This is a genomic window from Streptomyces luteoverticillatus, assembly GCF_003970715.1.
Taxonomy (GTDB): domain Bacteria; phylum Actinomycetota; class Actinomycetes; order Streptomycetales; family Streptomycetaceae; genus Streptomyces; species Streptomyces abikoensis.
The window spans coordinates 4,726,456-4,740,507 of sequence record NZ_CP034587.1 but is presented as its reverse complement, the minus strand read 5'-3'; the positions used below and the strand labels follow the sequence as shown (position 1 = coordinate 4,740,507).

General features: G+C 73.3%; 14 protein-coding genes. 4 read left to right on the top strand and 10 right to left on the bottom strand.

The window, feature by feature from the left end:
• Positions 1 to 92 precede the first annotated feature (92 nt).
• From EKH77_RS21190 to EKH77_RS21155, 9 genes are all read right to left on the bottom strand, one after another.
• Positions 93 to 1,022, bottom strand: coding sequence for a hypothetical protein (locus EKH77_RS21190; protein ID WP_240667464.1), 930 nt, complete (start codon positions 1,020 to 1,022; stop codon positions 93 to 95).
• Between the two features lie 98 nt (positions 1,023 to 1,120).
• The gene (locus tag EKH77_RS21185) at positions 1,121 to 2,659 is read right to left on the bottom strand and encodes a DUF3492 domain-containing protein (protein WP_126918200.1); all 1,539 of its coding nucleotides are present in this window, start codon (positions 2,657 to 2,659) and stop codon (positions 1,121 to 1,123) included.
• A gap of 155 nt (positions 2,660 to 2,814) precedes the next feature.
• Complete coding sequence (locus EKH77_RS21180; protein ID WP_126915909.1) at positions 2,815 to 4,446, bottom strand: ABC transporter ATP-binding protein; 1,632 nt, start codon at positions 4,444 to 4,446, stop codon at positions 2,815 to 2,817.
• Positions 4,443 to 5,432, bottom strand: coding sequence for an ABC transporter permease (locus EKH77_RS21175; RefSeq protein ID WP_126915908.1), 990 nt, complete (start codon positions 5,430 to 5,432; stop codon positions 4,443 to 4,445). Before EKH77_RS21175 ends, EKH77_RS21180 begins: the two co-directional genes overlap by 4 nt.
• Positions 5,429 to 6,433: an ABC transporter permease gene (locus EKH77_RS21170; protein WP_126915907.1), complete on the bottom strand. Its 1,005-nt coding sequence runs from the start codon at positions 6,431 to 6,433 to the stop codon at positions 5,429 to 5,431. Before EKH77_RS21170 ends, EKH77_RS21175 begins: the two co-directional genes overlap by 4 nt.
• Complete coding sequence (locus tag EKH77_RS21165; RefSeq protein WP_126915906.1) at positions 6,430 to 8,154, bottom strand: ABC transporter substrate-binding protein; 1,725 nt, start codon at positions 8,152 to 8,154, stop codon at positions 6,430 to 6,432. The genes EKH77_RS21170 and EKH77_RS21165 overlap by 4 nt, the downstream gene beginning before the upstream one ends.
• 162 nt (positions 8,155 to 8,316) lie before the next feature.
• Positions 8,317 to 8,409, bottom strand: a complete 93-nt coding sequence (locus EKH77_RS34575) for an Ms4533A family Cys-rich leader peptide (protein WP_346429068.1) — start codon at positions 8,407 to 8,409, stop codon at positions 8,317 to 8,319.
• A gap of 65 nt (positions 8,410 to 8,474) precedes the next feature.
• Positions 8,475 to 9,830, bottom strand: a complete 1,356-nt coding sequence (locus EKH77_RS21160) for a DUF3152 domain-containing protein (protein WP_240667463.1) — start codon at positions 9,828 to 9,830, stop codon at positions 8,475 to 8,477.
• Complete coding sequence (locus tag EKH77_RS21155; protein WP_126915905.1) at positions 9,823 to 10,815, bottom strand: alpha/beta fold hydrolase; 993 nt, start codon at positions 10,813 to 10,815, stop codon at positions 9,823 to 9,825. Before EKH77_RS21155 ends, EKH77_RS21160 begins: the two co-directional genes overlap by 8 nt.
• 153 nt (positions 10,816 to 10,968) lie before the next feature.
• On the opposite strand from EKH77_RS21155, the gene EKH77_RS21150 reads away from it, so the two are divergent.
• The 4 genes from EKH77_RS21150 (at position 10,969) to EKH77_RS21135 (ending at position 12,914) form a co-directional block, all read left to right on the top strand.
• Positions 10,969 to 11,196 carry a hypothetical protein gene (locus tag EKH77_RS21150; RefSeq protein ID WP_126915904.1) on the top strand — a complete coding sequence of 76 codons (228 nt, stop codon included), beginning with the start codon at positions 10,969 to 10,971 and terminating at the stop codon, positions 11,194 to 11,196.
• 182 nt (positions 11,197 to 11,378) lie between these two features.
• A complete protein-coding gene (locus tag EKH77_RS21145; protein ID WP_126915903.1) occupies positions 11,379 to 12,011 on the top strand; it encodes a TetR/AcrR family transcriptional regulator in 633 nt (210 codons plus the stop codon).
• Between the two features lie 193 nt (positions 12,012 to 12,204).
• Entirely contained in the window at positions 12,205 to 12,432 is a 228-nt protein-coding gene (locus tag EKH77_RS21140; RefSeq protein WP_126915902.1) for a DUF3107 domain-containing protein, read from the top strand.
• Positions 12,433 to 12,635: 203 nt separating this feature from the next.
• Complete coding sequence (locus tag EKH77_RS21135) at positions 12,636 to 12,914, top strand: hypothetical protein (RefSeq protein ID WP_206279896.1); 279 nt, start codon at positions 12,636 to 12,638, stop codon at positions 12,912 to 12,914.
• A gap of 64 nt (positions 12,915 to 12,978) precedes the next feature.
• Here the strand turns inward: EKH77_RS21135 and EKH77_RS21130 are convergent, their stop codons facing one another.
• The gene (locus tag EKH77_RS21130) at positions 12,979 to 13,713 is read right to left on the bottom strand and encodes a ferritin-like fold-containing protein (RefSeq protein ID WP_126915901.1); all 735 of its coding nucleotides are present in this window, start codon (positions 13,711 to 13,713) and stop codon (positions 12,979 to 12,981) included.
• Between the last annotated feature and the right edge of the window lie 339 nt (positions 13,714 to 14,052).

The window sequence follows — 14,052 nt, the reverse complement described above, 5'->3', positions numbered from 1 at the left end:
CGGGCCCTCGCTCTCGCCCGGTGGTGCGCGGAGGGGAAACGGTCATCGTGCTTGCTCTCTCTCCTGACGACGGGGTGGGGCGGGTGGTGACGTCACCGGTGTCCGTGGACCGAGGCCCGGGACAGCGCGGAGACGGCGTGGGCCAGCAGGGCGAGGGCCGGCGGGACGCACGCGGCGAGCGACAGGGCGGTGGGGCCGAAGGCCCCGGCCGCCCAGCCGACGGGCCAGCGCAGGGCTTCGCAGCCCGGTAGCCGGGCGGCGAGCAGGGTGAGCGGGGGCAGGGCCTCGGCCGCGGCGGCGGCCAGGGTGGCGGCGACGGCCGCCCGGGGCAGCCCGTGGGCGGTGAGCAGCCCGGCGAGGAAGAGGAGCAGGCCGAGCGCCGCCGCGGTCAGGTAGTGGAGGACGGGGTTCGGGGTGGCCGGGACGGCCGAGCGGGCCGGCCACAGGAACGCGAGCAGGGCGCCCAGGAAGAGCGTCACCGCCACCAGCAGAGCGGGCCGTGTCCTCCTGCCGAACTCTGCGAGGTCCCGGCTGGCCGGGAGCACCCGGCGCGCCCTGGCCGCGAACCAGTGGGCGCACCAGGCGGCGGGGGCGACGGCGCAGGCCAGGGCGAGGGCGGTGGGCGCCGCCCCGGCCAGGGCGGCCGGGAGCGGGCCCGTCCGGCCGGCCAGGGCCCGGTGGCCGTGGAGCAGGGCCGTGAGCAGCGGGTCGCCCACGAGGGCGTAGGCGGTCAGCCAGAGGCAGGCCAGGGCGCCGGCGGGGCCCCATCCTGTGCGGAGGGCCGCGCACGGGCCTGGGCGGTGGCCCTTGCCTTCGCCGGGTGCGGCGTGGAGCGGCACGTCGCTCTCCGTGCGTTCCACTCTCGCGTGGAGTTCCTCCGCGAGGGAGAAGACGTCGCGGTGGCGGTAGTCGGTGGCGGCCAGGCGGTCGCAGATGCCGCGTGCCTCCAGGCCGGCGGCGATCTCCAGCGGGTCCACCGCTCTGGCGCACAGCCGGTGGTGGCGCTGGAGCAGCGTCTTCACCGGGTCCGCTTGCCCGCGCGCGTCCGTGGGTGGCGTGTGCCCACCCGTTCCGCCCTGCGGAACGCCTGCCCACACGGTGTCTTCAGTTATCGACGTCGTCATCGGCGGCCCGCCCATGTCGGTGAGGCCGTGCGGGAGGTCGCGGAGAGGGGGGCCGCCGCGTGGGAGAAGGGGACGGACGGGTCGGGGTGGCCGAGGTGGACGGGGGCGCGGGAGAGGACCTCCAGGTAGATCGCCCCGAACCCGGCGACGTTCTGCTCGACGGTGAAGAGCTCCAGCGCGCGGGCGCGGGCGGCGGCGCCCAGCCGGGCGCGGCGCTCGGGGTCGCCCAGCAGCGCCAGGCACGCGGCGGCGAGGGCGGCCGGGTCGCGCGGGGGGACGATCAGGCCCGTGCCGCCGATGACTTCGCGGACGGCGCCGACGTCCGGGGAGACCGTGGCGCGGGCGCAGAACATCGCCTCGGCGAGGGCGGCGGGGAAGCCGTCGACGGCTCCGGAGAGGAGGACGACGCTGCCCGCCGCGTAGTCCTCGGGGCCGCAGGCGGGGCCGAAGGAGACGCCTTCCGGGGTGGTGTCGGTATCCGGGGGCACCCCGACCACTCTGAGCCGCAGCTCCGGTTCGGATGCGCGGAGGGTGGCGAGGGCCTCCCACAGGTGGGGTTCGGTACCGCCGCCGACCCACACCAGGGTGGGCGGGCCGTCGGTGTGGGGGGCGGCGCTCTCGTCGCCCTCGCCGACGGCCTCGTAGAGGCTGGCGTCCATGCCGGGGTGGACGGTGCGCAGCCGGGAGCGGTCGGCGCCGCAGCGCTCCTGCCAGCGGCGGCCCTGGCCGTCCCCGGCGGTGATCACGGCGGCCTCGGAGTAGATCAGCGCGGTGAGGCGGCGGTGGAAGGCGGAGAGGAGGGTGCGGACGGACGGGGAGAGGTCGGCGGGGGCGGAGGACAGGTAGTACTCGCGGAGCCCGATCTCGTACTCGGTGACGAGCAGGGGGGTACCGAAGAAGCGTTTGGCCAGGAGTCCCGGGAGGGCGGCGGAGCCGGCGGAGGTGGCGTGGCACAGGTCGACGGCGGCCAGGCCGCGGTCGCCGTCGGCGGTGCCGTACCAGTCGAGGGAGAGCGGGCGCAGGGCGCGCTCGATCAGTCCGGAGACGACGAGGAGGTCGGTGACGCGGGTGCCGTAGGCGGCGGGGTGGGCGCCGGGTGCTCGGCAGGCGGTCTCCAGGGCGCGCAGGGCCAGTTCGGAGCGGAGGGCCGCCGCGAGGCCGCCTTCCTCGCGGGCGAGGTCGGCGAGGCCGCCCAGGCCGTCGGCGAAACGGTACGCCTGATCTCCCGGGAGGGTGATGGCCGCCGCGAGGTCCCCGAAGTGCGCGGTGAACCGCCGTCGCTGGTCGCGCCCGTACGCGCCGTAGGCTCGGCCGCTGCTTCCGGGGGCGGGTCCGCCCCACAGGGGGGCCGCTCTCACTCGGCGGACGTTGCCGGGCAGCGCGTACCAGCCGCTGTCCTCCTGACGGGCCGTCCGGCTCAGCGCGTAGAGCTCGAAGTCGTGCTGGCCGAGCCCGCGCACCAAGCGGTCGCACCACTCTCCGCCCTCGCCGGCGGCGTATGGGTAACCGCCTTCGGAAAGCAGTCCCACGCGCACGAACACACCCCCGTTCTCCCTTGTCGGCAACCGCCGTTACGGCAGCGGGGAGCACGCTATGCGCGCTTCCCGGTGGCGCGGCGGACGGTTGTCCGTCGCGCCACCGGAAGGGGTGAACGCAAGTGACTTTCGGCCAGATGCGGCGTTGATCCGCGCTATGCGGTGGCTTCCGCCGGTTCGAGCCGGGGCACCGCCGCGAGGAGGCCCTGGGTGTAGGCGTGCCGGGGCCGCTCGTAGACCGTGTCGGCGGGGCCCTCCTCGACGATCCGGCCACCGCGCATGACGACGAGCCGGTCGCTGACCTGGCGGACGACGGCGAGGTCGTGGGCGATGAAGACCACGGCCAGCCCCAGCTCGCGCTGCAACTCGCCCAGCAGCCGCACGACCTGCGCCTGCGTGGTGACGTCGAGCGCGGAGACGGGCTCGTCGCACACGATCAGCTTGGGCTCGGGGGCCAGTGCCCGGGCGATGCCCACGCGCTGTCGCTGGCCGCCGCTGAACTCGTGGGGGTAGCGGTGGTAGGCGTCGGGGTCGAGGCCCACGCGCTCCAGGAGTTCCCTTACGCGGGCGACGATCGCGGCGTCGTCCAGGCGCCCGGCGGCCCGCAGCGGGTCGGCGATCGACTCGCCGACGCTGCGGCGCGGGTTGAGCGAGGAGACGGGGTCCTGGAAGACCATCTGGAGCTCACTGCGGAAGGAGCGCAGCTCACGGTCTTTCAGGCCGCCGATGTCGCGGCCCTCGTAGCGCAGCTCGCCGCCGGTGGGTTCCAGCAGACGGACCAGCATCCGGCCGAGAGTGGTCTTGCCACTGCCGGATTCGCCGACGATGCCGACGGTCTCCCCGGCCCGGATGGTGAGCGAGACGTCGTCGACGGCGGTGACGGTCTTCTTCCCGCGCCCGAACTCCCGCCGGAGGCCCGTGGCTTCGAGCAGGACGGAGTCGTCGTCCGTCGGAGTGCTGACGGTCTCGCGGCGGACGTTTACGCGCGGAACGGCGGCCAACAGCTCGCGGGTGTAGTCCTCCCGGGGGCGGGCGAGGATCTCGCGCGCCGGGCCGTGCTCGACGGCCCGGCCGTCCTTCATCACCAGCAGCTCGTCGACGCTGGAGGCGGCCACGCCCAGGTCGTGGGTGACCAGGATGAGTCCCATGCCGGTCTCCTCGCGCAGTTCGCGCAGGAGGCCGAGGATCTGGGCCTGGACGGTGACGTCGAGGGCCGTGGTGGGCTCGTCGGCGACGAGGAGCCGGGGTTCGCAGGCCAGCGCCATGGCGATGAGGGCGCGCTGGCGCATGCCGCCGCTGAACTCGTGCGGGCGGGAGCGGGCGCGCCGGGCGGCGTCGGGGATGCCGACGCGGTCGAGGACCTCGACCGCGCGGGCGCGGGAGGCGCGGCGGCCGGCGCCCGGGTGGTGGAGCCGGTGGACCTCGGCGATCTGGTCGCCGATGGCCTGGTAGGGGTCGAGGGAGGACAGCGGGTCCTGGAAGACCATGGCCGCGACGCCGCCGCGCAGCTTCCGCAGGGCGGTGTCGTCGGCGGCCTGGACGTCCTGGCCGGCGACGCGCACGGTGCCGGTGACCTCGGCTCCGGTGCCCCGGTGGAGGCCGAGGAGGGCGTAGGCGGCGGTGGACTTGCCGGATCCGGACTCGCCGACGACGGCGAGGGCGCCGCCGGGGGCGAGGGTGAAGGAGAGCCCGGAGACGGCCCGGACGACGCCGTCGCCCGTGCCGGTGGGGAAGCGGACGGACAGATCGTCCACGACGACGAGGGGCGTATCGGTAACGGTCGTCATCGCAGCACCACCCTTCGGTCGGCGGCGGCGTAGAGGAGGTCCGCCACGATGTTGGCGATCACGACGGCGGTGCCGGTGACCATCACGACGGCGACGACGACCGGCAGGTCGATGGTGCGGGTGGCGTTCACCAGGAGCTGTCCGATGCCGGGCAGGCCGAACATCATCTCGGTGAGCATCGCGTTGCCGAACATCGACCCGAAGTCGGCGGCGGTGAGCGCGACGACGGGGGCGACGGCGCCGCGCAGGGCGTGCCGGGCGATCAGGGAGCGCTCGGTGGCCCCGTAGGCGCGGAAGGTGCGGATGTGGTCCTCCGCCAGCGTCTCCAGCATGGAACTGCGGGTCAGCCGGGCGTATTTCGCCGACTCGAGGAGGCCGAGGGCGAGCCAGGGCAGCAGCATGTTCCAGGCCCACTGCTCGGGGTCGTCCATGAGCGGCACATAGGTGGGGAAGGGCAGCCACTCCAGGTAGGCGCAGAACAGCATCAGCAGGCCGAGGCCGCTGATGAAGACGGGGGTGGCGGTGCCGGCGAGCGTGAGCCAGGTGAGCACGCGCTCGGTGAGGCCGCCTCGGCGGAGCGCGGACAGCAGTCCGGTGCCGGTGCCGAGCAGCAGCCAGACGACCATGGCGCCGGTCGCGAGGGAGGCGGTGGCGGGCAGCCGCTGGACGATCAGGTCGGTGACCTGCTGGTCGTTCTGGTACGACAATCCGAAGCACGGTGCCTGGCAGTGGAGGACGCCGGTGCCGGTGGAGTAGTCGTGCCCGCTGACGATGCCCTGGAGGAAGTGCCAGTACTGGAGGTACACGGGGTCGTTGAGGGAGAGCTGCTCGCGTACCTGGCGGATCTGTTCGGGGTTGCAGCGGGGGCCGCAGGCCAGGCGCGCGGGGTCGCCGGGGGCGATGTAGAAGGTCGCGTAGACGACGGCGGAGAGGACGAGGACGACGGCGAGCGCGCCGAGGGCGCGTCGCAGGAAGTAGCCGGTCATGCGGTGCCTCCCGCGCCGCTCGTGCGGGTCGTGCGCCGCTTGCGGCCGACGCCGAGCCGGGACGCCTGGCGCGGGTCGAGCGCCGTGCGCAGTCCGTCGCCGAAGACGGTGAAGGCGAGGGTCGTGACGAAGAGCATGAGGGCGGGCAGCAGGACGTACATGGGGTCGGCGCGGAACCAGGTGGTGGCCGTGGAGAGCATCTGTCCCCAGGAGGGGGTGGGCGGCTTCACGCCGACGCCGAGGAAGGACATGCTCGCCTCGATGACGATGTTGGCCGGCAGCAGCACGGCCGCGTAGGTGATCACGGGGGCGGCGAGGGAGGGCAGCAGTTCCCGGCGGGCGATGCGGCGCCGGGAGGCGCCGGTGAGCCGGGCGGCCGAGACGAAGTCGAGCTTGGTCAGGCCCAGGGCCTGGGCGCGGACGAGCCGGGCCATGCCGCCCCAGTTGAGCAGCCCGATGGCGATGACGAGCAGTACGGGCCGGGGGAAGTCGGCCGGGACGACGGCCATCAGGGCGATGGCGAAGACCAGCAGGGGCATGGCCACCATGACGTCGGTGAGGTGGCCGAGCGCGCTCTCGACGGCGCGGCCGCCGAGCGCGGCCGCGAGGCCCACGGCGAGGCCGAGGAGCACCTGGACGAGCGTGGCGCCGATGCCGACGAGCAGCGAGACGCGGGCGCCGAACAGGAGGCGGACGAACAGGTCGCGGCCGGTGCCGGGTTCGACGCCCAGCCAGTGCTCGGCACTGATGCCGCCGAGGCCGCCGAGCGGGACGCCGCCGCGGGCGGAGTCGACGAGGGTGTCGTGGTAGCTGTTGGCGTCCTGGCCCTCCAGGGCGGCCAGCAGGGGCGCGCCGAGGGCGAGGAGCGCGAGCAGGCCCAGCACGGCGGCGGCCGCGAGCGCGGACTTGCGCGCGCGCAGCCGCCGCCACACCTGCCGGGCGCCGGAGGCGGGAGCGACTCCCGCCTCCGGTTCCTGGGTGGTGATCAGTTCCGTGGTCACTTGACGGCGACCTGGGAGACGTCGAGGACACCGGTCCAGTCGCTGATGACGACGTTCTTGACGTCCTTGCCGACGAGGCGCTTGTAGACCGGGTGGAAGAGCGGCACGGTCAGCGCCTGGGCGCCGATCCTCTGGTCCAGGGCGCCCCAGCGCTTGGCGGCGGCGTCATGGTCGGTGATCTTGTTGATCTCGTCGATCTCGTTGTTCACCGCGGAGTCGTCGAGGCGGGAGGCGTTGAAGTTGGCGCCGTCCTTGACGATCTGCCGGCCGTCGAAGATCGGGGCGAGGAAGGGACCGCCGGAGGGCCAGTCGGCACCCCAGTGGGCGAGGAAGAGATCGGGCTGCTTGTCGACGCTGTGGGTCTTCTCGTCGTAGTCGTTCTCCTCCAGGCCCTCCAGCTTGACCCGGATGCCGGCCTCCTTGAGGGCGGCCTGGAGCGCGGTGGCGATCTCCGGGCTGGTCTCGAAGTTCTGGGCGGTGGAGTGGGTCAGGGTGATGTCCAGGCCGTCCGCGTGACCGGCCTCCTTCAGCAGCTCCTTGGCCTTCGCGGCGTTGCCGGTGGCGCCGGCCGGGAAGGGGTCGTAGGGGGTGAAGCCGAAGGACTTCTGGTTGGGCAGGAAGGTGGTCGCGGGCTCGGCCAGCGCGGAGCCGCCGGCGGCGTTGACGACGCTGGTGCGGTTGACGGCGTAGGCGATGGCCTCGCGCACCTTCGGGTCGTCGAAGGGCTTGGCCTTGGGGTTGAAGGCCAAGTAGTTGGTGTAGCCGAAGTGGCCGGTGCCGACGCGGGCGGCCAGCTTCTTGTCGCCGGTGACCTGGGCGAGCTCGGCGGGGCCGAGGTTGGTGTCGGTGGTCACGGCGGCCGCGTCCGCGCCCTGGCCGGCGGAGAGCCGCTGGTTGATGACCGCCGGGGCCAGGCCGGACTTCACCTCGATGCGGTCGGGGTAGGCGTGGCGCTCCTTGTCGGTCTCCTCGGACCAGTTGGGGTTGCGCTCCAGGACCATCTGCTCGCCGTCGTTGGCGTTCTTCACGACCTTGTACGGGCCGGAGGAGACGGGGTGCTCGGCGTACTTGGCGCCGGTGTCCTTGGCCTTGGGCACGGGGGCGAACTGGGTGGAGGTCGCGAAGTAGGGGAAGTCGCCCTCGGACTTCTTCAGCTTGAAGACGATGGTCTTCGCGTCGGGGGTCTCGATGGAGTCGAGGCCCTTCTGCTCTTTGTAGGGGCCCTGGTAGGTGTCGCCGCCGATGAGCCAGTCACGCAAGTAGGGGGCGCCGCCGGAGAGTTCGGGGGCGAAGGAGCGCTCGACGCCGTACTTGACGTCGGCGGCGGTGATGGGCGTGCCGTCCTCGTACTTCAGCCCGTCCTTGAGCTTGTACGTCCACGTCTTCGCGTCGTCGCTGGGGGTGCCGGTGTCGGTGGCGAGGTCGGGGACGACCTTGGTGCCCTCGGCGCCGTTCTCGCGGTTGCGGGTGGTGAGGGTGCGGTAGACGAGCGAGGGGATGTTGCCGCCGCCGGAGGTGTAGAGGCGGGCGGGGTCGAACTGCTTCTGCGGCGCTCTGTTGAGGACCGTGAGCGTGCCGCCCTTCTTCGGCGCGCCGTCGGCGCCGCCACCGGCGGAGTCACCGCCGCTCCCCTTCGGGCCGCACGCCGCCGCGCCGCCGACCAGGACCACACTGACGGCTGCCGCGGCCACGCGGCGGGATATGACGGACAGTTGACGCATGACAGGTCAGGCCTTTCGCGGGAATGCGAGGGGAGGAGAGCGCGGAACGCGTTCGGCGGAAGGCGGTGGGAGAAGAGCGCGCGGAAGCGCCCGTACCGCCCCCGGCGGACGCGACGCGTGAAGGCGCGCGGAAGTACGCGGGGAGATGCCGGAACGGGTCGTTCAGCGACAGTGAATGTCGGCGACGGAGTGCGCGGCCACGCCGATCAGCGCCAGCTCGAAGGCGGCGTTCTCGAAGGCGGGGCGGGACGACATGCCGAGAAGACTGAACGAATTTTCGCCCCGCCGCAAAGGTGTCTCAGGTCGCGAGACCGATCGTCTCAGGAACCGGATCCCGGGAAGGGCCAGGCGTTGGGGCGGCAGGTCTTCCCGTCGGTCGTGAGGAACTTGGTCTGCTGCATCATCACGGGCGCGAGCGCGCCCTCCTTGGGGCAGGTCTCGTGATCGTGGCCGAGGCGGTGGCCGACCTCGTGGTTGATCAGCATCTGCCGGTACTCGTGCATCCGGTCGCCGAAGGTCTGCGAGCCCTGTGCCCAGCGATAGGCGTTGATCATCACCCGGTCGGTCGCGGCCGAGTCGCAGGAGACGTTGTCCTCCGTGGTGTCCAGGCCGGACTTGGCGCACCACGCGGCCGTCGTCTTCGGGCTGGCGAGGGTGACGACGAAGTCGGCGTCGCCCGAGGAGACGCGCTCGAAGGTGCGCTTGCCGCCGTGACCCCAGCTGCGGTCGTCGTTGAGGGTGCGGTGGACGGCGGTGGCGAAGAGCGAGCCGTCGAACGGCAGCCCCTTCTCCACGTCAACGCGGTACCGGAGAACATCACCCTTACCGGGGGCCTTGTCATGACCCGCCACGGTCACGAATTCACCCGAGGCCCCCGCGTCGGCCTCCAGCGGGTACTTCTTCGCCATCTTCTGCTCGTACGTGGCGGGCACCTCGGCGCCGCCCTTGGGCGTGGGCCTGCTGTCGGAGCGCGAGGCGGTGTCGGGGTCCACGCGCTTGCCGACGTCCGCGGCGCGCGCCCGTGCCGCGTCGTCCCCGCCGTCGCGCAGCTGGGTGGTCACCGTCACCGCGAGGACGGCCGTCACCAGGGCCGCCGCGACGCCGATCACCGTCCGCCCGCGTCCGCCGCGGGTCCCGGCGCCACGGGCCGCCGAGCGCCCGCCCTCACGGCGGGGCCGGGGCGGGGCGGGCTCGGCCGGCGGTCCGGCAGGGGCCGGGACCGTGGGGAGGGGGTCACCGTGGAGGGCGTCGGCGGGCGCGTATCCGGTGGTGTAGCGGGTGGGCCCGGCCGGCGGGACGGCGGGCTCGGCCGCGCCGGGGGCCGCCTGGGCGCGCTGGGCGCCGATGACGCCCCAGCCCAGCACCGGCTCGCGCGGCTCGGCGGCCGCCTGCGGGGTGAAGCCCGAGCTGTAGCCCGCGTGGTAGCCGGCGTCGTACTCGCGGTCGAAGCCGGCCTCGAAGCCCGCGTCGAAATCGGCGGCGAGCTCCGCCGCCTCCCGGCCGGAGGCGGTACCGCGCCGGCGCCCCGGGCCGGGACCGGGCACGGGCTGCCCGGCGTCGGGCAGCGAGGCCGCGGGGCCGGGCCCGCCCTCGGTACGGCGGCGGCCCGAGCCGGGGGCCGCGCCCGCGGCGCCCCCGTAGGGGGGCCGGTCGGCGCGTGCGCTGTGTTTACCCACGGGGCGGGGCGCTCCGTTCCGGTGTCGGTGTCGTGGCGGTGTCCGCGAGCAGTTCCCGGAAGGCGCGAGCCACCGTGTCCGGGTCCTCCATCATCGCGACATGCCCCGCCTCGAGAAGCGTCAGCAGCCGCGAGTCGCGGAAAGCCTTGCTCGCGCGGCGGGCCATGCGGATGGACACGAGCTGATCGCGCACTCCGTACACGAGCAGAGTAGGGGCAAGGACCTTCTCCGCCTGACGCCACAGCGAATGCTGTCCGCCGAGCGTGTACGCGTCGACGATGCCGCGCGCCGAACGGGCCATGACGTCCCAGAAGTAGGGGAGCTCCAGGCGCCGCTCGTATTCGGCGACGGCCAGGGCGAAGCCCTCGGGCGTCACCCGGGCGGGGTCGCCGTAGCAGAGGGCGAGCACCTCGCGGGTGCGGCGCTCGGCCGTCCACTCCTTCGTCATCCGGGCGAAGAGGGAGACGACGCCGGGCACGGCCAGCAGCCCGGTGGGCACCGCGGTGCGCTGGGGGCGCAGCTCGGGCAGGGCGGGCGAGACGAGGGTGAGCGTGCGGACGAGGTCGGGCCGGACCGCGGCGACGCGGGTGGCGACGGCGCCGCCCATCGAATTGCCGAACAGGTGGACGGGGCCGCGGCCGCTGCTGTCGAGGTGGCGGATGACCGCGCGGGCGTACGCCGTGATGGAGTAGTCGCCGTCCTCCGGCGGGGGCGCGTCGCCGAAGCCCGGCAGGTCGAGGGCCTCGCCGTCGACGGTGTCGGCGAGCCGGTCCATCAGCTCGGACCAGTTCTGCGAGGAGCCGCCGAGGCCGTGGACGAAGAGCGCGGGGGCCAGGCCGGCGCGGACGGGCGGGCGGGCGCGGACGGTCAGCGTGACCCCGGGCAGGGCCACCGTGCGCAGCACCTCCCCCGGGCTGACCCGCGAGGACCGCGTGGGCGGCACGACGGGCACGGCACCGGTGTCCGGCGACTCGGTCGATGACATGCGGGCAATGTTACGAGACGATCACGCCGGGGCCCTTGTGGCGGGGGTCACAGATCGCCTGGCGGCGCGGGGCACTCTCTCCTAGGCTGCCCAACAGGGAGTATCAAGGAGTAAGAGGGGCGCTCACACCGGATACCGGAAGGGATCCCACTCATGCCTGTCGACCCGACCGACCCGGACACCTTCGAAGAAGCAGACGAAGAGGAGGTCGCCATGGAGTTCGACGCGGAGACCCCGGAGGCGGACGCCGCCGAGCAGCACGCGGACCTGTCCCCGCACGAGGACGACCCGCTCACGCACGTCGACCCGGCCGCGGCGAACGAGGCGGACCGCGCGGAACAGGCCCGGGTGGTGGAGCTGGACGAGGACGACTACCGCTGACCCGCGGGACACCTGTGCCGATAATCGGTGATTTGTCGATTTCCCACAGCGTCCGGTCCATGAAATTCTCCGCTCCGACCGCGCACGCCCCGGTTACCCAAAAGTACGATGGCGGGCGCGTGCACACCGGGCACCTCCCGGCTGCCGCCGGGGGGAGCACAGAAAACGACATGGGAGGCGGCGTGACAGCCATCGAGCAGACCGAGGCGCGCCCGCGGGGCACACGCCTGCCGCGCCGAGCCCGACGCAATCAGCTCCTGGGCGCGGCCCAGGAGGTCTTCGTGGCGCAGGGGTACCACGCGGCCGCGATGGACGACATCGCCGAGCGCGCGGGCGTGAGCAAGCCGGTCCTCTACCAGCACTTCCCGGGCAAGCTGGACCTCTACCTGGCCCTGCTGGACCAGCACTGCGACAACCTGCTCCAGGCGGTCCGCACGGCGCTCGCCTCCACCAACGAGAACAAGCTGCGCGTGGCGGCCACCATGGACGCCTACTTCGCCTACGTCGAGGACGAGGGCGGCGCCTTCCGTCTGGTCTTCGAGTCCGACCTCACCAACGAGCCGGCCGTGCGCGAGCGCGTCGAGCGGGTCTCGCTGGAGTGCGCGGAGGCGATCAGCGAGGTCGTCGCCGAGGACACCGGCCTGTCGAAGGACGAGGCCATGCTGCTGGCCGTGGGCCTCGGCGGCGTCTCCCAGGTGGTCGCCCGCTACTGGCTCTCCAGCGAGAGCGCCGTCCCGCGCGAGACGGCCGTCCAGCTCCTGACGTCGCTGGCCTGGCGGGGCATCGCGGGCTTCCCCAAGGTCGCGCCCGAGTAGCCCCGGCCGGGGCGTCCGGCCGGGCGCCGCACCCCGCGGCCGGGCGTGTCCCGTGTGTTCGCTGCGAGCGTGCGGGCGGGGCCCGGCGGACCGCCCGTACCGGGCTAATGTGTGCAACGTACGGCGCGGCTGGTCCGCGCACCCCTCCCCTGGGCTCAGCCATGGGGGACCCCAACCTTCGGAGGGACAGACCGTGGAGGTCAAGATCGGCGTGCAGCACGCGCCCCGCGAGATCGTTCTGGAGAGCGGGCTGGCTGCCGAAGAAGTCGAGCGCATGGTGGCCGAGGCGCTCGCCGGCAAGTCCGCGCTGCTGAGCCTGACGGACGACCGTGGCCGCAAGGTCCTGGTGCCGGCCGACCGCCTGGCGTACGTGGAGATCGGCGAGCCGACGACCCGTAAGGTCGGCTTCGGCGCGATGTGACCCGCTGCCCGGCGGAATGACGAACGGCGGGGCCCCGGTGTGGAATTCACCGGGGCCCCGCCGTTGTTCGTATCCGGTACGGGGCCGTCAACAGCGGCGTACCGGGATCGTGGCCGAGGGTTGCCCGGGGCGGACCCGGGGTAAGACCGCTACGACCGATTTGCACCCCGCTTCTCGGCCACCTCACTGGGAGGGTATTGAGCATGATCCTCTGGGAAGCGCTCGGCTCGGTCCTCATCGGCCTCGCCGTCTCCTACGCGGCCCTGCGCTGGCTTCCCGCGCGCTTCGGGCAGATCCGTTCCCGGGGCCTGGCCCTGTCCACCGGGCCGGGCGCGGCCCTCTTCGGCGCCCTCCTGGGCCATACCGTGCTGGGCCCGGGCCACACCCTCGCCACGCTGGGCGTCTCCCTGGGCGTCTGCGTCGCGCTGCTCTCGCTGCTGCTGCGCCCCACCGGCCGGCCCCGCCGCTCGGCCACGGCCTGACGACCGCGGGCCCGCGACGGGATACCGGTGGTGAGCGTTGACCGTCCCGCTGCTCCGGTGCCGGTTATGCCGCCAGGCCCAGCGCGGCCATGCGCTTGGTGTGCGCCTCGGTGATCCGGGAGAACATCTTCCCGACCTCGGCCAGATCGAAGCCGTCGGCCACCCCGCCCACGAGCATCGTCGACAGGGCGTCACGGTCGGCGACCACGCGCTGCGCCTGCGAGAGGGCCTCGCCCATCAGCCGGCGCGCCCAGAGCGCGAGCCGCCCGCCCACACGGGGGTCGGCCTCGATGGCCGCCCGCACCTTCTCGACCGCGAACGAGGCATGGCCCGTGTCGTCGAGCACGGCCAGCACCAGCGCCCGGGTGTCGGAGTCCAGCCGCGCCGCCACCTCGCGGTAGAAGTCACTGGCGATGGAATCGCCCACATACGCCTTGACCAGGCCCTCCAGCCAGTCCGAGGGCGCGGTCAGCCGGTGGAACTCGTCCACGCCGGCGGCGAAGGGCTCCATCGCGGGGGTCGGCGGCGCGTCGATGGCCTCCAGCCGGTCCCGCAGCCGCTGGAAGTGCTGGAACTCGGCCGCGGCCATCTTGGCCAGGGCGGCCTTGTCGTCCAGGCTGGGCGCGAGCGCGGCGTCCTCCGCCAGCCGCTCGAAGGCGGCCAGCTCACCGTAGGCGAGGGCGCCGAGCAGATCCACGACGGCCGCCCGGTACCGCGGGTCGGCGGAGGCCGTGGCCCAGTCCTGGGCGGCGATTCCGGTGGGCTCGGTGGCGTTCTCGGGTGTGTCGGGCGTCTCCATGCAGCGAACGATAGCCCGCCATACGACACGGCGAACCCCCTGGTCAGACAGTTCATCCCGATCCGGACACGGGATTGTCCGGACACACATGCGCCTTTCCGGGGTACAGTGCTAATAGGCCAGCCGAGTATTCGGCCGGCCCAACTCATGCTGTGTCTTCTGGAGGCGAGTCTCCAGGACTCCAGCGGATGCCCGGTCGGTGGCCCGATCGGCTTCCACACAACCGACCGCCCTCCGCGCGGTGCGCACGAGTCGTGCGTACCTGGAGGGATCCGCTCGCGGCACGTGTGCTCGAGCGAAGGCAGTGGTCCCGCGCCGCGCCCGGCCCCATCCGGTGGC